General features: G+C 45.0%; 16 protein-coding genes. 5 read left to right on the top strand and 11 right to left on the bottom strand.

Annotated elements, in window-relative coordinates; all coding sequences use genetic code 11:
* Positions 1 to 140: 140 nt before the first annotated feature.
* From ACVA54_RS12770 to zipA, 4 genes are all read right to left on the bottom strand, one after another.
* Positions 141 to 917: a YccT family protein gene (locus ACVA54_RS12770; RefSeq protein ID WP_119463684.1), complete on the bottom strand. Its 777-nt coding sequence runs from the start codon at positions 915 to 917 to the stop codon at positions 141 to 143.
* A 73-nt stretch (positions 918 to 990) separates the two neighbouring features.
* Positions 991 to 2,055, bottom strand: a complete 1,065-nt coding sequence (locus tag ACVA54_RS12765; protein WP_119463685.1) for a porin — start codon at positions 2,053 to 2,055, stop codon at positions 991 to 993.
* Positions 2,056 to 2,565: 510 nt separating this feature from the next.
* Complete coding sequence (gene ligA, locus ACVA54_RS12760; RefSeq protein ID WP_119463686.1) at positions 2,566 to 4,578, bottom strand: NAD-dependent DNA ligase LigA; 2,013 nt, start codon at positions 4,576 to 4,578, stop codon at positions 2,566 to 2,568.
* An 89-nt stretch (positions 4,579 to 4,667) separates the two neighbouring features.
* A complete protein-coding gene (gene zipA / locus ACVA54_RS12755; RefSeq protein ID WP_099079291.1) occupies positions 4,668 to 5,594 on the bottom strand; it encodes a cell division protein ZipA in 927 nt (308 codons plus the stop codon).
* 250 nt (positions 5,595 to 5,844) lie between these two features.
* On the opposite strand from zipA, the gene cysZ reads away from it, so the two are divergent.
* The 5 genes from cysZ to crr all read left to right on the top strand — a co-directional run bounded on the left by cysZ (position 5,845) and on the right by crr (position 10,768).
* Complete coding sequence (cysZ, locus tag ACVA54_RS12750) at positions 5,845 to 6,588, top strand: sulfate transporter CysZ (protein ID WP_099079358.1); 744 nt, start codon at positions 5,845 to 5,847, stop codon at positions 6,586 to 6,588.
* 163 nt (positions 6,589 to 6,751) lie between these two features.
* Positions 6,752 to 7,720: a cysteine synthase A gene (gene cysK / locus ACVA54_RS12745; RefSeq protein WP_119463687.1), complete on the top strand. Its 969-nt coding sequence runs from the start codon at positions 6,752 to 6,754 to the stop codon at positions 7,718 to 7,720.
* A 295-nt stretch (positions 7,721 to 8,015) separates the two neighbouring features.
* Positions 8,016 to 8,273 (top strand): HPr family phosphocarrier protein, encoded by a 258-nt coding sequence (locus tag ACVA54_RS12740; protein WP_099079289.1) that lies wholly within the window; start codon positions 8,016 to 8,018, stop codon positions 8,271 to 8,273.
* 139 nt (positions 8,274 to 8,412) lie between these two features.
* Positions 8,413 to 10,137 carry a phosphoenolpyruvate-protein phosphotransferase PtsI gene (ptsI, locus tag ACVA54_RS12735; protein ID WP_099079288.1) on the top strand — a complete coding sequence of 575 codons (1,725 nt, stop codon included), beginning with the start codon at positions 8,413 to 8,415 and terminating at the stop codon, positions 10,135 to 10,137.
* A 121-nt stretch (positions 10,138 to 10,258) separates the two neighbouring features.
* Entirely contained in the window at positions 10,259 to 10,768 is a 510-nt protein-coding gene (crr, locus tag ACVA54_RS12730) for a PTS glucose transporter subunit IIA (protein ID WP_099079287.1), read from the top strand.
* 64 nt (positions 10,769 to 10,832) lie between these two features.
* On the opposite strand, the gene ACVA54_RS12725 is transcribed toward crr, so the two are convergent.
* The 7 genes from ACVA54_RS12725 to ACVA54_RS12695 form a co-directional block, all read right to left on the bottom strand.
* Positions 10,833 to 11,957 (bottom strand): flagellin, encoded by a 1,125-nt coding sequence (locus tag ACVA54_RS12725; RefSeq protein WP_446645753.1) that lies wholly within the window; start codon positions 11,955 to 11,957, stop codon positions 10,833 to 10,835.
* A gap of 94 nt (positions 11,958 to 12,051) precedes the next feature.
* Positions 12,052 to 13,185, bottom strand: a complete 1,134-nt coding sequence (locus ACVA54_RS12720; protein WP_119463690.1) for a flagellin — start codon at positions 13,183 to 13,185, stop codon at positions 12,052 to 12,054.
* 618 nt (positions 13,186 to 13,803) lie between these two features.
* Entirely contained in the window at positions 13,804 to 14,958 is a 1,155-nt protein-coding gene (locus tag ACVA54_RS12715) for a flagellin (protein WP_446649664.1), read from the bottom strand.
* A 431-nt stretch (positions 14,959 to 15,389) separates the two neighbouring features.
* The gene (flgL, locus tag ACVA54_RS12710) at positions 15,390 to 16,580 is read right to left on the bottom strand and encodes a flagellar hook-associated protein FlgL (protein ID WP_119463708.1); all 1,191 of its coding nucleotides are present in this window, start codon (positions 16,578 to 16,580) and stop codon (positions 15,390 to 15,392) included.
* 12 nt (positions 16,581 to 16,592) lie between these two features.
* On the bottom strand, positions 16,593 to 18,509 hold the full coding sequence (flgK, locus tag ACVA54_RS12705; protein WP_446649663.1) for a flagellar hook-associated protein FlgK: 1,917 nt from the start codon (positions 18,507 to 18,509) through the stop codon (positions 16,593 to 16,595).
* 180 nt (positions 18,510 to 18,689) lie between these two features.
* Positions 18,690 to 19,637, bottom strand: a complete 948-nt coding sequence (gene flgJ / locus ACVA54_RS12700) for a flagellar assembly peptidoglycan hydrolase FlgJ (protein WP_119463710.1) — start codon at positions 19,635 to 19,637, stop codon at positions 18,690 to 18,692.
* An 18-nt stretch (positions 19,638 to 19,655) separates the two neighbouring features.
* Entirely contained in the window at positions 19,656 to 20,747 is a 1,092-nt protein-coding gene (locus ACVA54_RS12695; RefSeq protein WP_099079280.1) for a flagellar basal body P-ring protein FlgI, read from the bottom strand.
* Positions 20,748 to 20,791: the final 44 nt, after the last annotated feature.

Below are 20,791 nucleotides of genomic sequence, written 5' to 3'. Positions count from 1 at the left end.
GCTTTAGGGCCTTTAGTAAATTGTAATATGGACAACAATTCTGTTGAGTACATCCCTAGCGAAATGTGTCGTATCCAAGGTGGTACATACTCTTGGCCGCAATAAAATAATGTTGGGGGCTTATATCGCCCCCAATTTGATCATTCTTGATTTATTAGCCATGTGGCAATTGACTTTTTACCGCTTTTTTCAGTCTCATTAAACCAATAAATCATCATTTCTAAACTCTGAGATTGTTGGTTATTTTCTTGTTTTATTTCTGAGTTTCTATTGCTTAATGCTAAATCAGTAAAGGTTTTTCTATCACTACTGTTGGCTTTTTCATACCAATACTTAATCATTTCAACCGATTTACTATTTGATTCCGCTTTCGCGTTTTCTACTGCATATGAATTATTATTGACACTACCTTTTTCGTCTTTTGCTGCTAAGTAGCCAATCGAGAAGCCGTTTTTGTGATTGTATTTGGCAACTTCTTTTTCATAGTCACGGGTTAGGCCGCCGCTGTCTGGCAGTATTGCTTGAACATTTTCGACGAGTTCACCTGATTTTTTGTTTCTCAAAATATAGCTTGGAGATTGATCAAATTTTTTCGCGTCTTCAATTTTGGTGAATGTAGTAGGTAAAAGCAGTTCAAGATCCGCATTCGATGATTCAAACGTAATGATAAATGGCTTTGAATTAAATTTTTCTCGTTCACCGTATTGATTTTGCACTAACTTACCAACACTCACGACCATTTGATTGAGTCCATCGTCTAGAGCAAGCACACTCTTTTTGTTAATAAAAAAACCCAGTTTTTCACCATTGACTACGATTGGCTCGATATCTCGATGCAAATCAATATTGACTGCTGACATCGCACTACAAGAAAAGACGCCTACAGATACTGCAAGCCACTTACCTATTGATTTCATATCCTTCCCCTCAACTAAAAAGCGAGCGTCAATGACGCTCGCTAATAATACATTAGATAATGACTTAGCTAAATTAGAAGTAGTATTCTACGCCAGCTAGGACACCGTTTGTCCACTTGTCAGAGTCATTCATCTTGTAGTTACGAGAATCTAGGTATAGGTATGTGCTCGGTAGTAGGTAACCAAGACGTGCTGTTACCGCTAGGTCGTTGGTATTAGCTTGCTTATCACCACCAACTTTTGCGTCATCAGTTGAGGCGTAACCCGCTTTAAATACCCACTGACCATCAAGTACGTATTGTGCTGTTGCAGAATAAGCATTTTGCTTAGCCTTAACTGCTTTGCCATCGTAAGCGTTGTTTTCCATACCTTTCATTGCTGCAGTCAATGTTAGGTTATCTAGGAATACGGAACCACCTACTACGTAGTAAGAGATGTCACCCGCTTTTTTAGAAACACCCTCAACTTCTGTGTCTACATTGTAACCTTTTTGCGTGTAGTAACCCGCGTGAACGCTGAACATCTCTTGTGAGTAAGAACCCGCAATGTTAGATACGATTTGCTCTGTAGACGCACCCATACCGCTTAATGTTGCTTGGAAGTTAAAACCATTAAAGTTCGCTGAATCAAAACGCAATACGTTGTTTGCACGATCTTCGTAACCAGCACCGATATCGTTGTTCCAGTCAAAAACGTTACCAAGACCTGGGTTTGAGTGCGGCCAGTCTACGTAGTTGTATGCTGCAACAAGTTGGCGACCCCATTTGAAAGAACCAACACCGTCAAAATCAAAACCTAGGTAAGTATCACGTGCACCTAACTGACCGTTATCTGTGTGCGTCCAAGATTGGTTAGGATCGAAACCGCCGTTGTTTGCGTTACCGCCTTCGATTTGCCAAATGAAGTTAGGGCCGAAATCTTCGAACTCAACCACACCACGGAAACCTATGCGAGATTCGATAGTTGTAGCAACTGAACCGTCACCTTCTGCTGGGTCGACATAAGTCATGAAACCTGCTGCTTGGCCGTAGAATTGAACCGCATCACCCGCTAGTGGGATTGCTGCGTTTGCTGTGCCCGCGAAACCTGCTGCAGCTACAGCAGCGCCTAGTAGTGTACGTTTAAACATTTTGTCCATGGAAAACTCCTAAAAATGGATATAGCTGTATTTTTCTTGCTCACCTTAAGTTGGCCGCCAAAGGGGAGAAGTAAATTCCTATGTGAACCTCATTGTTTAAAATTCAGTTCTTATTTTTTTCTGCATACACACTGTGTATCCATGGTGCTAGACTAACTTCGCGGCGATAAACATCCAAATGGAACTTATTTTTTTTCTAAAAAAATATGACCAACGCCAAAGTTCCATACAAGTTGTTGATCTAGATCTTACTTTTTACCATAAGATTTCATTCTCAGTAAAAAATAAATACTTTCAACAACTTAAGTGCTAGCACTGAAATTTAACTTGAAGCAGATCGCAGACTAAACAGAAGAATAAACGCAATAGCGTGTTGAGAGATCCCGATCACTGAAATGATTTCATTGCCATTGGCCAGCCTTAATTGCACGCTTTTTAATCAACACAAAAAAGCCTCAGGTGATTGTCATCTGAGGCTTTTAAGCTATTTCTTAGCTTTCTTGACAAGAATTATTTCATCAAATCAAGTAAGTCTTGCTCGGTTTGAATCTCAATTCCAAGCTCTTGTGCTTTGGCAAGCTTGGAACCAGCATTTTCCCCAGCAAATAGAATATCGGTTTTCTTAGACACACTGCCCGTGACTTTTGCTCCTAGACTCTGTAGCGCCTCTTTTGCTTCCGAGCGACCCAACTGGGAAAGCGTTCCTGTTAACACAACCGTTTTACCGTCTAGCGGAAGTTCAACACCTTCCTGTGGCGCAGCGATTTCTGGCCAATTGATACCTTGTGCGAGCAAGTCTTGCACCACGGCTTGATTGTTCTCTTCACCAAAAAAGGTCGTAATGTGCTTCGCCACAACCACACCAATATCTTGCACTTCAACGAGCTGCTCTTGCGTAGCGACTTGAATGGCGTCAAGTGACTTGAAATGTTGTGCTAAGTTGGCAGCGGTCGCTTCACCGACCTCTCGAATGCCGAGCGAATACAAGAAACGTGGCAATGTGGTGAGTTTCGACTTTTCTAACGCATTGACAATGTTTGTCGCCGATTTAGGCCCCATACGATCCAGAACCGTCAACACGCCCGCAGATAACTTGAACAAATCTGCCGGTGTTTCGACCATTTCACGGTCGACTAACTGTTCGATCACCTTCTCTCCAAGTCCGTCGACATCGAGCGCTTTACGAGAAACAAAATGTTTTAGCGCTTCTTTACGTTGCGCTTGGCAAACAAGTCCCCCTGTACAACGTGTTACCGCTTCCCCTTCGATACGTTCAACGTGTGAACGACATACTGGACACAAATTAGGGAAGACAATTTCACGCGCTGATTCAGGTCGACGTTCTTTGATTACAGAAACCACCTGCGGAATGACATCGCCCGCACGGCGAATCACAACTTGGTCGCCAACCATCACTTGTAAACGTTCGATTTCGTCCGCATTGTGCAGTGTCGCATTACTTACAGTCACACCACCAACGAAAACAGGCTCAAGCTTAGCGACTGGGGTAATTGCACCGGTACGACCAACCTGAAACTCGACATCATTTAGGGTTGTGATCTCTTCTTGCGCGGGGAATTTGTATGCAATTGCCCAACGTGGAGCACGAGCAACAAAACCGAGCCTCTCTTGAATCGCAATATCATCCACTTTGATAACCACACCATCAATTTCGTACGCTAGGGCTTCACGGCGTTCCAATATATCTTGATAGTAAACTTTGACATCATCTAGGCTACCTACACGCTTGGTTTCAGGGCACATGGGTAAGCCCCAAGATTTAATCTGTAGAAAGCGCTCATAGTGGCTGGCAGCCAACGTCGCCCCTTCCACAACCCCCACGCTGTAGGCATAAAAGCTTAACGGACGAGAGGCGGTAATGCGTGAGTCTAACTGACGCAAACTACCCGCAGCCGCATTTCTTGGGTTAACAAAAACTTTGTCACCTTTTTGACGAGCTAGCTCATTCAGTTTGTCAAACCCTGCTTTGGGCATAAATACTTCGCCACGTACTTCAAGGCGTGCTGGCCAGTCTTGCCCTTGTAGCTTGAGAGGAATCGCACTGATAGTACGCACATTCTCGGTAATGTTCTCACCCGTCGTACCATCACCGCGTGTCGCGGCTTGAACCAAAATACCATTTTCATACAGTAGACTGACTGCAAGGCCATCAAGCTTTGGCTCACAGCAGTACTGTTTGATGGTTTGTCCCGGAATTCGGTCTTGAGCACGCTTATGAAAACTGCCGAGCTCGCCATCATCAAACGCATTATCTAGCGACAACATCGGAACTTCGTGTGTCACTTGGCTGAATTCAGACAAAGGTTGACCACCTACGCGCTGGCTTGGTGAGTCAAGTGTGATCAGTTCTGGATGCTCGGCTTCAATATCCAGCAGTTCACGCATCATACGGTCGTATTCTGCGTCAGGAATCTCTGGGTTATCTTCCACGTAGTAACGAACGGCGTGGTAATGCAACGACTCTTTTAGCTCTTCTAGTCGCTGAAGTACGGATTCAGACATATTAAAGCCCCGTGTATAGTCAATCAATGTAGTTGGAAATCTAAGAAAAAGGGCTCCTAACGGAGCCCTATCATTATTTGGTGCTAAGATTATGCGCTAGCGGTGGTAAACTCAACTATTTGACGGCGATAAGACGATAATCGATCAGGCGTCATTAAGTTTCGTTTGTCATCAAGTACATTACCGCCCATATCATCAGCGATTAACTGCGCTGTGCGAAGCATAAGGTTAAAGTTCTGATCAGCCTCACCATAACAAGGTAAAGTCATAAAGAAGGAAATACCTTTGGTGGTAAACTCAGCCGGGTCATTGTGTGCCAATGTACCAGGATGCATCATATTGGCGACACTAAAGAGCACTTTTCCATTGCCAGACAAATCTACATGGCGGTGGAATATGTCCATTTCACCATAGATCAAACCATTTTGTTGCATACTATCAAACAGTTTAGTGCCAACAAATGGCTCATCACCTGCGCAATGTACGTTTAGCACGATCACTTGCATTTCTGGCGCTGACTTCGGCTCTTCTGCTTGCTCTGCCTGCAGCGGAGTATCTTCAACCGGCGTCACTTCAAGTGGTTCGAAAACAGGTTCAATGATGCTCTCATCAACAACAGGCTGAATGGGCTCTTGCATCAGTGGCTCAATATCACTTTCTGCTTTGGTCGCAACAAATGCAGGGATGGCCTCTTCTTTTCGCTCTCTCTCTTTTTCATCAAGAACATCATCAATAAGAGGATCTGAAGCGAATTTGTTGTCAAATGAACTCTCTATTCCAAAATCTGGTTCTTTGCGATCTTTACGGATAATCTCAAAGTCATCTTCCGGCGCAGGAGCAAACTCACGCTCTAGTTCTTTATTTTCTCTATCCACTTGGTCAACATCCAACTTACCAAGTGGCTTGTTACCAAATTTTGCTTTGCCTTCTTTTTTACTGGTCCACAAACCGTGAAACAGCAATGCGGCGATGGCTAGTGCGCCAACGACAATGAGTACGAATCGCAATTCCTGCATTATTTACTCTCAATCTACTTGTTCTTGACTACTCGCCATTCCATGAGTAGCAACCCAAGTGCAATAAATCTGAATGATGCTTTACTTTACCAAAACTATATGTAGGTTTAGAACAACTTAATGTAAGAAGTTCCATTTTTTGTTGTGATACTTGCCACGATTCTACTTTACAAGCCCATTTTTGTTGGGCATTGAAAGAAAAGTAACCACAGGTACAATGAGTATTCACTCCCCAAAATACATAATGGATATGAAATTAAACAACCAGAAAAGAACCGGATTCGGTTATTTCCTATACGGAATGCAACTCGCACTCTCTCCAGAAATTAGACGTTTTGTCTTGCTCCCTCTACTGGCGAATGTCTTGCTTGTGGGCGGTGCCATCTTTTATCTATTTTTTCATTTAGACCGTTGGATTGAAGGGTGGATTGGCCAGCTTCCTGAGTTTCTGTCTTGGTTAACTTATATTCTGTGGCCAATCCTAGCTCTGACAATTCTCGCCGCTTTCTCCTATTTTTTCAGTACATTAGCAAACTTCATTGCTGCTCCGTTCAATGGTTTACTGGCTGAGAAAGTGGAAGAGTTACTAACAGGACAAAAAGTGAATGACGACGGCTTAACTGCACTGATTAAAGATGTGCCTCGAGTCATGGCCCGTGAATGGCGTAAACTCCTTTATGTATTGCCTAAAGCGATTGGACTATTCCTGCTTTTATTAATCCCTGCGTTAGGGCAAACCGTCGGGCCTTTCTTATGGTTTTTCTTTACTGCATGGATGCTAGCAATCCAATACTGTGATTATCCGTTTGATAATCATAAAATGCCATTCAATGACATGCGTTACAAGTTGAAACAAAAACAGGGTAAAGCGTATGGGTTCGGTGTGTTGGTTTCGGTCTTTACTACCATTCCAATCCTCAATCTTATCGTAATGCCTGTTGCGGTATGTGGTGCGACCGCTATGTGGGTGGCAGAGTTTAAGCATCAGCGGTAAACCAGATTTATACCAACCGGAGAGGATATGTATACCTCCCCGGTTATTTTGCATAATTCTCGATCAACCTCATAAGATATAACTTTTTAATCCTTTTCCCTTTTTTCCATACAGCATATTCTTCTAAACATATTTACAAATCGTGTAATGAAGGAACATCACTATGAGCAAGATCTACGAAGACAACTCTCTTACCATTGGTAATACTCCTCTCGTTCGCTTAAACAAAGTGAGCAATGGCAAGGTTCTCGCGAAAATCGAAGCGCGTAACCCAAGTTTCAGTGTGAAATGCCGTATCGGTGCAAACATGATATGGGAAGCAGAAAAAGCTGGCACACTAAAACCCGGGGTTGAACTCGTAGAACCGACAAGTGGTAATACCGGTATTGCGCTTGCATTCGTAGCAGCCGCTCGCGGTTATAAGCTAACGCTCACCATGCCAGAGTCAATGAGTCTTGAGCGCCGTAAACTGCTTAAAGCTCTCGGCGCAAACCTTGAACTTACTGAAGCCGCAAAAGGCATGAAAGGTGCGATTGCTAAAGCGGAAGAGATTGTCGCCAGTAACCCAGAAAAATACCTACTTCTGCAACAATTCAACAACCCTGCCAACCCAGAAATTCACGAGAAGACGACTGGCCCAGAAATCTGGGAAGCCACTGACGGTGAAATCGATGTATTCGTCGCGGGTGTTGGTACTGGCGGTACGATCACAGGAACAAGCCGTTACATCAAAGGCGAGAAAGGCAAAGCCATCACCTCTGTCGCGGTTGAACCAGCAGAATCCCCTGTCATTGCACAAGCACTAGCAGGTGAAGAAATTCAACCAGCACCACACAAAATCCAAGGCATTGGCGCAGGGTTCATCCCCGGCAACCTAGATTTAGAGCTGATTGACCGCGTGGAGCAGGTAACCTCTGAAGAAGCGATTGAGATGGCTCGTCGCTTAATGTCTGAAGAAGGCATCCTTGCCGGCATCTCTTCAGGCGCAGCCGTTGTTGCAGCAAATCGCCTTGCAGAACTGCCTGAATTTGAAGGAAAAACTATCGTAACCGTCCTTCCAAGCTCTGGTGAACGCTACCTAAGTACTGCGCTATTTTCAGGCATCTTTACTGATAAAGAGAACCAACAGTAATATGTGGTCAAATCAATTTTTCGTTTAAAATAGCCCCGGTCAGGGGCTTTTTTGTTGATCCCTGCCTCACCTTTGGTAATATCAGGGCGTTTTATTTTAAGCTTCAAAATAAAGAAGCTAGACCAAAAAGGTTTCAAAGTTATTACGCACGCAAACAGTTGCGTAGTGACCAAACTTTTGACTAGTATCAATTCTGACGTGCTTGAACTCTCCCGCGGTAGCGCACAAGACATAAAGCAGTTAAGCTAGAATTTAGTCACAACTAACAAAAAATACATTTATTGGGGTATATCACATGTACGAGAAGCAAGTAGAAATCACTGCAGAAAACGGCCTTCACACTCGTCCAGCTGCACAGTTCGTTAAAGAAGCTAAAGCATTCGACGCAGACATCACTGTGACTTCTAACGGTAAAAGCGCTAGCGCTAAGAGCCTTTTCAAACTACAAACACTAGGCCTAGTAAAAGGCACACTAGTGACTATCTCAGCTGAAGGCCCACAAGCTCAACAAGCTGTAGACCACCTAGTTGCTCTAATGGACGAGCTACACTAATCCGGTCTCCTATTTCAGAAGCCATTTTGTGCAAGCAAAATGGCTTTGTTGGAAATAGACTCAAAACTAAGCTAAAACTATTCGTTAGCGCACCCATTATTCTCCCGTTTTATAAAGTTGACCAACTTAAGGTAAAGCTATGATTTCAGGCATCCTAGCATCTCCTGGTATTGCAATCGGTAAAGCACTACTACTTCAAGAAGATGAAATTGTCCTAAACACAAACACTATTTCTGATGATCAAGTAGAAGCAGAAGTTGCACGTTTCTTTGACGCTCGTAACAAATCATCTGCTCAACTAGAAACTATCAAGCAAAAAGCGCTTGAAACGTTTGGTGAAGAAAAAGAAGCGATCTTTGAAGGTCACATCATGCTTCTTGAAGACGAAGAGCTAGAAGAGGAAATCCTAGCCCTGATCAAAAACGACAAAATGTCTGCTGATAACGCAATCTACACCGTTATCGAAGAGCAAGCATGTGCTCTAGAATCTCTTGACGACGAATACCTAAAGGAACGTGCAACAGATATTCGCGATATCGGTTCACGCTTCGTTAAAAATGCTCTAGGCATCAACATTGTGTCTCTAAGTGACATCAATGAAGAAGTTATCCTAGTAGCATACGACCTAACGCCATCTGAAACAGCACAAATCAACCTAGACTACGTTCTTGGTTTTGCTTGTGACATCGGCGGTCGTACTTCTCACACTTCAATTATGGCTCGCTCTCTTGAGCTTCCAGCAATCGTTGGTACTAACGACATCACAAAACAAGTTAAGAACGGCGACATGCTGATCCTTGACGCGATGAACAACAAGATTGTTATCAACCCTTCTGAGCAAGAAATCGCTGATGCAAAAGCAGTTAAAGCGGCATTCATTGCAGAAAAAGAAGAGTTAGCGAAGCTAAAAGACCTACACGCAGAGACTCTAGACGGTCACCGCGTAGAAGTGTGCGGCAACATCGGTACGGTAAAAGACTGTGACGGTATCATCCGTAACGGCGGTGAAGGCGTTGGTCTGTACCGTACAGAGTTCCTATTTATGGACCGTGATGCACTTCCAACGGAAGATGAGCAATACCAAGCTTACAAAGAAGTTGCTGAAGCAATGAACGGTGAAGCTGTGATCATCCGTACTATGGATATCGGCGGCGACAAAGATCTTCCATACATGGATCTTCCAAAAGAGATGAACCCATTCCTAGGCTGGCGTGCAGTACGTATCAGCTTAGATCGTCGTGAAATTCTACGTGATCAGCTACGTGGCATCCTACGTGCGTCTGCACACGGTAAGCTACGTATCATGTTCCCAATGATCATCTCTGTTGAAGAAATCCGTGAGCTTAAGAAAGCAATCGAAGAATACAAAGCAGAGCTACGCGCTGAAGGCCATGCATTCGACGAAAACATCGAAATCGGTGTAATGGTTGAAACTCCAGCTGCAGCAGCTATCGCGCACCACCTAGCGAAGGAAGTGGCTTTCTTCTCTATCGGTACCAACGACCTGACTCAGTACACGCTAGCCGTTGACCGTGGTAACGAGATGATTTCTCATCTTTACAACCCACTATCACCAGCAGTACTGACTGTTATCAAACAAGTTATCGACGCGTCTCACGCGGAAGGTAAATGGACAGGCATGTGTGGTGAGCTAGCAGGCGATGAGCGTGCAACACTTCTACTTCTTGGTATGGGGCTAGATGAGTTCTCTATGAGCGGCATCTCTATCCCAACCGTGAAGAAAGTGATCCGTAACGCTAACTTCGCAGAAGTAAAAGCGATGGCGGAAGAAGCATTGGCTCTACCAACAGCTGCAGAAATCGAAGCCGTTGTAGAAAAGTTCATTGCTGAAAAAACTCAGTAATCGCTAGTACCAGGTTATTCAATACTTAATGGTCATTAGGCGGCGAAAAAAGTCGTCTAATGAACGTTATTGGTATACTATAATTCGACAGAATAAAATCAAACCTTAGGAGCATGACACAATGGGTCTGTTTGACAAACTTAAGAAGCTTGTATCTGATGACAGCGCTGCCGCTGGTGCAATCGAAATCATCGCGCCACTTTCTGGTGAAATCGTGAACATCGAAGATGTGCCAGATGTTGTTTTCGCTGAAAAGATCGTTGGTGATGGTATTGCTATCAAGCCTGCAGGCAACAAAATGGTAGCTCCTGTAAACGGTACTATCGGTAAGATCTTCGAAACTAACCACGCATTCTCTATCGAGTCTGACGACGGTGTTGAGCTTTTCGTTCACTTCGGTATCGATACTGTTGAACTTAAAGGCGAAGGCTTCACGCGTATCGCTGAAGAAGGTCAAACTGTCAAAGCTGGCGACACTGTAATCGAATTCGATCTAGCTCTACTAGAAGAGAAAGCGAAATCGACTCTTACTCCAGTTGTTATCTCTAACATGGACGAAATCAAAGAGCTGAACAAGCTTACTGGTTCTGTAACTGTTGGTGAAACTCCAGTACTACGTGTAACTAAGTAATCACTACTTAGCTCAGCACGAAAAAACGCTGCCAATGGCAGCGTTTTTTATTTTCTAAAATTGATTAGTTGAGTAATCCCAACGCCTCCCTTGGCCTTTGCTTTGCTTGTGCCAATAACGCGCTTGTCGCATCTTGTAAGACTTGAGAACGCACCATCTCCGTTGACTCCCGAGCAAAATCGGTATCGCGTATCCGGCCTTTTGATTCAGTCACACTGCGGTTAACCGTGTTTAAGTTATCCATAGCACTGCTGACGCGATTTTGAAATCCACCGATTTCGCTTCGGTGTGAATCGACATACTTAATTGCCGCATCGATCACCCCAATAGAAAGCTGTGCGCCTCCAACGGTTGACATGTTGATGTCATCCATCGTCACCAGCACGCCTGAGCTCACATCAAGCTCATCAGCTAGACTTCCGGTCAGCTTAAGCCCTTCAGGGGTGTTCAATGTAGAGGAAAAGAATTGCAGCTCGTTGTCCTCAGTCACCGACACACTCACCGCCGATTGCTGGGCATTAATATAAGTCGCCACTTGCTCTATACGGTCACCCAACTTAAGCATAATAGACTCATTTTGGCTCTGGCCGGTACTGTCTTGATATTCTAATACGAGCGTTTGATTGTCTTTGGTAACTCGCCAGTCCTTATCGATGGCATCCCCAATATAATGTTGACCACCCATCTCGGGGATATGGTTACGCATGTTTTTAAGAGTCAGAGAAATCGAATTAGCATTCGCCCCAATATGGAAACTTTGCGATCCGTAGGAGCCATCAAACAAGTTCTTGTCGCCAAATGTCATCGTGATCGCAAGACGTTCAAGCTCATCTTGTAGCGCGATGACTTCGTATTGAATACTTTGCCGATCACTTGAATCGTGACTGCCGTTTGCCGCTTGAAGCCCGAGAGAGCGTAAGCGTTGCAAAACCTCGCTACTCTCATGCAAAGCACCTTCCGCCGTTTGTGCGACAGAATAAGCGTCATGTGCATTTCTCAACGCAACATCAAGCCCTCTCGTTTGAACATTCAGAGTATTGGAAATCTGTAAACCAGCAGCATCGTCACTGGCCGAATTAATCCGATAGCCAGAAGTCAGATTGCGTTGTGACTCAATGCTTTGCTCAGCTGCATGGCTGAGATGCCGCTGCGTCATCATCGCCGTAATATTGGTATTTAGAGAGACCATTTAATCGAAATAAACGCCTTGCACCATTCACTTATTAGCTTGAAGCAAAAAGCCAGGAATAAACCTGGCTTTGGTATCTTTCGTATGAAGTCGGTTAACCTAGCAGACTTAACGCTGAGTTTGGCGCTTGTTTCGCTTGCGCAAGGATAGAGCTTGATGCTTGCGATAGAATTTGTGACTTCGTCATTTGAGTCGTTTCTTTCGCAAAGTCAGTATCTTTGATTCGGCTCTTCGACGCATTCACGTTCTCGTTGATGTTGTCTAGGTTGTTAATTGCATGGTCGAAACGGTTTTGGAAGGCACCTAGCTCTGCGCGGTGGCTATCAACATATTTTAATGCAGCATCGACAATAGCCACTGATTCTTGTGCACCACCAACCGACGTTACGTCGATGGTATCAACGGTTACGTTTTTACCTTCACCGAAACCGAGTTCACCCGATAGACCACCAGAGAAAGAAACTTCGCTATCTACCTTGTTGTTATCAGCAAAGATCTGCAATTTGCCATCTTGGTCTACTGATGCTTTTACTAAATCAGTTTGACCGTTGATGTAGGTTGCTAACTCTTCGATGTCATCGCCCGCTTTCGCATTGATGTTGATTTCTTGCTCTTGACCAAAACTATCCGTTAAGCTGATTTTTAGATCGTTTTTACCCTCAGCAACGTTCCAGTTTTTGCCTTTGCCATTTTCAGCTTGGTAACTTACACCACCCATCATCTTGTTGTCTGAACGCATGTCTTTTAGCTCAAGCATCACTGCTTCACCGTTGTCAGCGCCGATTTGGAATGATTTTGAACCGTGCGTACCGTTCAGTAGCTTGTTACCACCGAAAGACGTGGTTTCCGCAATACGATTTAACTCGTCATTTAGCGCTGTCACTTCTTCTTGGATCGCCACGCGCTCTGCTTTTGAGTTAGAGCCGTTTGCTGATTGAAGAGAAAGATCACGCATGCGTTGCAGGATGTTCGTGGTTTCATTCATTGCACCTTCAGCGGTTTGTGCAATTGAAATGCCGTCGTTCGCATTACGAACGGCCACATCAAGACCGCGGCTTTGTACGTTCAAACGGTTTGAGATTTGTAGACCCGCAGCGTCATCTTTCGCGCTGTTGATTTTTGAACCTGAAGCCAAACGCTCCATTGAAGTTTGCTGTGCTGAATTTGCGCTATTTAGGTAACGCTGAGCGGTCATTGCTGATACGTTTGTGTTTACATTCACTGCCATGGTGATTTCTCCAATTGATTTTCCGTTGGTGCGGTTTCCGACGTCTCGGAAAACCAAGTAGTTCTCTCAAAGTTACTTTTATTAACGACACCAAATACAGAACCTTTAGATAAATTTTCAAAAAAGTGAAATAGCGAGATTTGTCTAGAAGAATTGAGGAAAAGTCGATAAACGTGCTCAAGTTTCTTCGACTTAAGCCGAGTGACGAAAATCGAACAAAAAAACAGCCGTTACCCTTTTAAAAATCGTCAGTTCGAGATAACAAAAGAAAGGTTTTATGCGCGGGTGACGTCAAACAGATTAGTTCTACGAGAATGGCTTGGTTTGCAACCACGACAGCACTTGGATCCTGCCTATTAAAGAGAAGCTTGGGTATAGAAGGAATGAGAAAAGAAGAAGCCCCTATCCTTTGAGAGAACTGGGGCTGGGTTGGTAGCCAGAGCCAATGTGGAGATCAAGAGAAATAAACACATTTCCAGCACACCGGGTGCAACCCTACACGAAAAATGATTGGCAGGTGAGAGATGAGAGAGCCGCTCATTTCGTTTTGGTAAGGTTGCTTGCCAATAACCTGCATTTGCATCCACGTCTGAATAGCGAACATGCGGGCTAGGTAAACTACTGCAATAACGTCATCGCAGAGTTTGGCAATTGTTTTGCTTGAGCAAGAATCGAAGTACCTGCCTGTTGCAAAATTTGCGCTTTGGTCATTTGCGTGGTTTCTTTCGCAAAGTCCGTGTCTTTAATTCGGCTGTTCGACGCTTCAACGTTCTCTTGAATGTTCGCCAAGTTGTTGATGCTGTGGCTCAAACGGTTTTGCTTCGCACCTAAATCTGCACGTTGAGAATCAACATACTTCAGGGCAGAATCCAAAACGGCAACCGCATTCTGAGAACCTTGGACGGTCGTCATATCGATATCTTGTACCGCTGTTGCAACGCCTTCATCACTCAAACCTAGCTCAGATGCAAGACCACCAGAGATGGAAATAGCGCCTTGCACGTTCGGGTGAGCAACAAAAACTTGTAGCTTACCGTCTTCACTCACCGATGCGTTAATCATATCAGATTGGCCATTGATGTACGTTGCCAGTTCTTCAATATCATCGCCAGCTTTTGCGTTAATACTGATTTCTAGATCATCAACATTGCCATCTTCATCTTCACCCAACCCAGGAAGGATAATTTTCAAATCTGCTTTGGTTGGATCAACGCCCCAATCTTTGCCTTTACCATTTTCAGACAAGAACGTCATGCCGCCCATACGTTCATCATCAGCACGAATACTGGTCAATCCCATGATCATGGCTTCACCTGAGTTAGAGCCGATTTGGAATGCTGCTTCGCCGAATGAACCATTAAGCAGACGGCGACCACCGAATGACGTCGTTTCAGCAATACGGTTTAGCTCATCAATTAACGCCATCGATTCTTCATTAATCGCCTGACGCTCTGCTAGTGAGTTAGTACCGTTTGATGACTGTAAAGCTAGGTCACGCATACGCTGCATCACCGACGTGGCCTCGTTCATTGCACCTTCGGCAGTCTGGGCAATCGAGATACCATCGTTCGCGTTACGCATCGCTACGTCAAGGCCACGAGACTGTGCCGTTAGACGGTTCGAGATCTGAAGACCTGCAGCGTCATCTTTTGCACTGTTGATCTTATGACCTGAAGATAGACGTTCCATCGAGGTATTAAGTTCGTTGGTCGCCTTGTTCAAATAACGCTGCGCGGTCATCGCGGAGACGTTGGTACTAACTGTTACAGCCATTTTGCTCTCCTTTTGAGTTCGCAAGCTCATGCGAAGCGGCCAGCTTTACTCTCATTTGGAAAGGCACTGACCGTATAAATTACTGACTAAATCTGCCCCAAGGTAGGGTTTAGAATCTCGTAAACCTGTTCTGACATCATCATAGCAATTAGTATGCCAACTTGAAAATTCAAAACCGCAAAACAATAAAACCAGTGAATAAACAGAATATTGCATGCATCTTGAGAGGTTTAGCCGTGTTTATTTTCCGTGATGAATAACTCTTCGTTCACTGTTTAACCATTGCCGCTCACTTTGCCACCTATACATTGCCGCTTTCGGTAAAAACATGCCGTAGGTCCATCTTCTGTCGCGCTTCAATCGAAGCTCTTGCACTTAAGGCTTGGCACATAAGGGGCGGAGTTCATGCGACTGAGAGATGATCGCTAACGTTAGATGTAATTAAACAGGGTTAAGTCTTTCGTTTTACCAAAAGCTTGTTGTGAGGCTTGGAGCGCACGTGAATTCTCACTGAACTCAATGACCGCTTTGGAATAATCCAAGTCCTCAAAATTGCTCTTCGCTTTCGCCAGAGATAAGTTAAAATCTTCGTGGTTTTGTTCCTGGATATCGAGCGTACTTAGCTTGGCACCGATATCCGTTCTCACCTTGTTCATATGAACAAACGCAGCGCGAAACTCTTCTGTCATTTGATGCAGTTTTGCCGTTGCAGATGCATCTGATACCGAACTCTCTGACCATTTCATGGTTTCTTTAAACGAGTCAAAAATACTAAATGCCTTTCTTGGCTCAAGAGTCAGACTGTCGCCCGCAGTGACCTGACCTTTCAGCTGAATGTTGACACCTTCATATAAGATGCCCACAACCGGAGAGTAATCGTCCACTTGCACGATACTGCCGTTTTTCTCCAACTGGTAGCCAAACTTGCCATTACTCATATCAACAAACGTAATCTTGTAGTTAGATTCGTCGCGTGAGCGGCTCAATGCCTGGGAAAGCAGCAGTTCAGAACCATCTTTCAAGTCATACTGCGGTTCAAAATCACCAAATGGGTTTGGAACTTGGGTGAAAAGATGGTTGCCAGGATAGTTAATCCCCAACTCAATGTTGCTAGCAATCTTCATCTTGCGCTGATAATCGTCACCGGTGTATTGCACACTGCCATCATAGTCACGAAAAAATGGCTGACTCTTTGGTTTTGTGCCCGCAAACACGTAGTTTCCCGATTCATCTTGGGTGTTTACTAAGGCCAAAAAGTTATCGGCAATTTCTTCTAGCTCGCGCTTTTTCGCCGCTCGATCTTCCGGAGAAAAGGCACCGTTGATCATTTCCATCGAAATGCGTTTTGATTCATCGGTAAATTGCTCCGCATTCGCAATCACAACTTCTTGATTCTCTAGGCGATTACGCACTAACACTATCGCATCAAGGTACTGTTTTAGTTGCTCTTCTTGTTGGCCAATGCTTTGAATATAGTGAGTCGCTAGCGGATCATCACTCGGTTTGGTGAGTTGCTTACCCGACGCCAGTTGGGCCTGATTATGGTGTACTTTATTTTCCTGACGGCGCAGATCATTTTGCACCGACTGGTAATTATGGAAGCTAGAAATACGAGTTAACATCTATGGCCCCCTTTATCGCAATTGCAAGATGGTATTGAAGGTGTCGTTTGCCGCTTGCATCACACGAGAAGATGCCATGTATGCCTGTTGAAACTTCATCATATTGGCCGCTTCTTCATCCAGGTTAACTCCTGAGATCGATGCCATGCGCTCTTGCGCCGCTTCGCTTTCTAACCGTGCAACATCTGCCAAACGCGTCGCCGTTGACGTTTTCAAACCGACATCGGTATTCAGATTGAAGTACACGCTCAAAATCGTCGACTCGTTATCATTCATTTTTTTGTCTGTCTGAATATTCTGCATCTTACGCAAGTTGCCGTTATCACCTTCAGAAGGGACAAGGTTAGCGGTGAATTTATCATTCGCCAGCGCACCGCTGCTCAGTTCAAATACCGTCTCTGCTCCGTTTTTGTAACCTGGGTGATTACTCGGGAGAGAAACAGACACTGAACCACTTGGTGGATACGGTTGGGGCGCCATGATCACATTACCTTGGGTATCCGTAACCGCAAATTGATCGCCTGTTGGGGATACCACAACTTCAAACTCACGCAGATCTCCGGCATCGATGATTTCGAATTTTGCATTACCTTGAGCAAACGTCGTCGAGGCTTCATAACTTTGTGCCGCAATCGCTTTTGGATCCGTCGTTTCCACTTTCATTTGTGCAGCGCTGCTACGAGTTGGACGAAGCAATACTTGTTCACCGACTTTAGGCTCGTTGCGCACTTCTACCCGCATACCATCAAGGTAAAACGCATTACTGGATGAAACGGTGTCAACTTTAATCGTCTCGCCATTTGGCTTAGTCACGCTGTAGCGGTCGCCATCATAACGCAGGGAATATTCACCGCCCTTCAACGCGCTAATATTATCGATATAGACCGCCATATCCGCAGTAGACTGCGGCCCAGTAATCACGCGAGACGTAGCCAGTACCTCTGAGTTCACATCGGTAAACAGCGGGTCGCCCACATTGCCGTTATGATCCAAACCTTGCGATTGCAAATGGTTAATTTCACTAGAAAATGCAGTAGCCAGACGGCCAAGTTCATCCATCACTTGTGGAATGTGCTCATCGCGCATATTCAGCAGTGCGCCAATTTTGCCGTCGATGTCATCTGACTTGATCGCTTTGATACCGCCACCTTCCACCATAGCAAGGCGACGTTGGTGTACATCTGGAGAGCCATCAATCATCTTAAGTTGGCTGGCTTCTGTGCCTGAAACGAGCGTATGACCATTGCCAATATGGACGTTGAAGCCTTCTGAGTTTTTGCGCGGTGTGACCGTTACTTTGGTGTATTCGGAAAGCTCTTTGACCAATTTTTCGTGTTGGTCCATCAAATCATTGTGAGGGCCTGGAGTGCGCATCATTAAGCGGTGCATATCACGGATTTCGACCGCCAGTTGGTTCACGCGCTCAATCCCCATATCCAGCGATTTGTTCGTCACATCAGATTGCCGGCGCACAGTCTCATGAAATTCGTTTAGGGTATCACTCAGTAGCTTGGCTTTTTCCAATACGACTTTACGTGCGCCCATATCATTTGGTGTATCCGCCATGGTTTTCACCGCATCAAACCATTCATTGAGGTTCTCTGGGATTTTCTTCGATGCCACCGATGACAACATGCTTGAAAGCAAATCAAGATTTTTTTCGTTGTCGAGCTTATTCGCATAGTTAGTGGTGGAGAGATTAAGCTCTTTCACGGCAAACTCATCCCAAGAGCGGCGAACATTTTCCACATGCACGCCCATGCCGTAGGTAGAACCACCAAATTGACGCGGATCGTTGGTGCCTTGTATGACAGACTGACGGCTGTAACCTTCTGTATTAGCATTAGAAATATTATGACCAGTCGTATTTAACTGTCTCTGAGCAGTAAGCACACTTTGAGTACCTACATTCAGAAGATCTGACGCCATACATGCCCCCAAAAAACGAAATAAAATCGGTATTAACCGATCACCTAAATAGGAATTAGCAAAAGGTGTGCCAATTTATATCAGAGGTTCAACAGCTAAAAAGAAAGGCTTGCGATTGAGCAAGCCTTAGGGAAATTGAATGTGACAATGTCGAAGATATATCACCGTTAAAAACGTGAGTTACATGCTTTCGATTTTTTTCTTCACTTGCAGAACTTTGTCCGCGTAGTGAGGGTCCGTGGCGTAACCTGCGCTATGTATGCCACGAATAAATGCTTCAGAGCCACCACCTTGCTGAAGTGCGGTCTCGTAACGAGGATTATCACTCAAAAAACGGACATAATCATTAAAGCTGTCTTGGTAGCTAGAGTAAGCGCGAAAGGCCGCAGTCTCTTTCACTGGGGTATTATCATGAAACTCCAGTGTCTGGGTGGTGACTTTGTCACCCTGCCAACTACGATCCGCTTTGATGTTGAACAGGTTGTTACTGCTGCCACGTGCGTTTTGCACCACCTTTTGTCCCCAACCCGTTTCTAGAGCGGCTTGAGCAAGCAATAATGAAGGCTCAACACCTAATGCTTTTGCCGCACGATCTGCGTATGGCTTCATCGAATTAACGAAAGATTCAGGTGTATCAAAACGAGATGGTTCTGACTCCGGGCGCGCAATGTCTAACCCAGAGCGAGACAGTTGACCGGATTCGATCAAGCGTTGTTCAATTTCACGCGCTTTCTTCGGATCCACACGACGGTATTCCACCGCATTGTTTACCGCATCGCGCATTGCCGTTTCACTCTTGTCGTTGCTCTGACCAACCGTCAACTGCTGAACAATCATGTCAGCCAAGCCCATTGAACCAGACGCACTCAACTCACTGGCCATCTGCTCATCCAGCATTTGACGATAAAACTTTTCATTTTGACTGTTCATGAAATTTGATTCGAAGCCTTCATTGGCTTCGCGCATCGATTTTAGCATCATCGAAGTAAAGATAGATTCAAACTGACGAGCCGCAGCGCGCAGCGCTTCTTGTTCACCCTCTTTGCCTTCTTTTACTGCCTTTTGACGCAGTGAATCTAGCGAGCTGATGTCATGAATAAAGCCGATATCGTTAGGATTGTTTACCACCGTTCACCTCCTAATCGATTAGATGATGATCAGCTGGCCTTCAATAGCGCCAGCTTGTTTCAATGCTTGTAGAATGGCCATTAAGTCAGAAGGTGCAGCGCCTACTTCATTGACTGCGCGAACCAGATCATCAAGCGTCAAGCCTGGTTCGAACTTAAACATTTTGCCTTTCTCTTCGTTCACTTCGATATCAGAGTCTGGCACAACCACCGTTTGACCGCCCGAGAAGCCGTTTGGTTGGCTCACATTAAAGCTTTCTTTAATCGCTACCGTCATACCACCGTGCGTCACTGCCGCAGGCTTAAGACGAACATGCTTGCCAACAACGATAGTACCCGTACGAGAGTTCACTATGATCTTCGCCGCGCCATCAGCCGGGTCGAACTCTAAGTTTTCGATGGCTGACAAGAATGCGACTCGTTGGCTTACATCGCGTGGTGCACGCACGCGGACCGATGTGGCATCGACGGCACTCGCCATTTGCGGGCCAAGGAAACTGTTCACTGCATCAGCCATGCGCTGCGCTGTAGTAAAGTCTGATTCAAGTAGGTTAAAGGTGATGTAATCGCCACGGCCAAATGGGCTTGGTATCTCGCGCTCGACCATTGCACCACTAGAGATAAGGCCTACTGTTGGATTGTTACCGACAATCTTTGAACCGTCCGCGCCCTCAGCACTGAATCCGCTTACCACCAAGTTACCTTGTGCAACCGCGTAAACTTGTCCATCAAGACCTTTCAAAAACGTTTGTAGTAATGTACCGCCACGTAGGCTTTTCGCACTGCCGATAGAAGAAACGGTCACATCAACTTGCTGACCCGGCTTTGAAAATGGAGGAAGCTCTGCCGTTACCATGACAGCGGCAACGTTTTTAATTTTTGGCTTGGTACCTGGCGGCATTTGAATGCCGAAGTTTTGCAGCATGGCCGCAAAACTTTGCTCTGTAAACGGGTTAGATTCCCCAGTACCGGGTAAGCCTGAGACCAAACCGTAACCCACAAGTTGGTTGCTACGCACACCTGCCACTTGCGCGACGTCTTTGATACGTGCAGCTTGGGCTGAGGTTGCAAACAGTGAAACGCTCAGCAGTGCTAATAAGATTCTTTTCATGCTTACTTAATCTCTTGCCGTCAATTTGCCGTCATTTGCGGCGT

It is taken from the genome of Vibrio sp. PNB23_22_6 (assembly GCF_052877535.1).
Note: the sequence above shows the minus strand (reverse complement) of the source record. Positions and strands in the feature narration are given on the sequence as shown.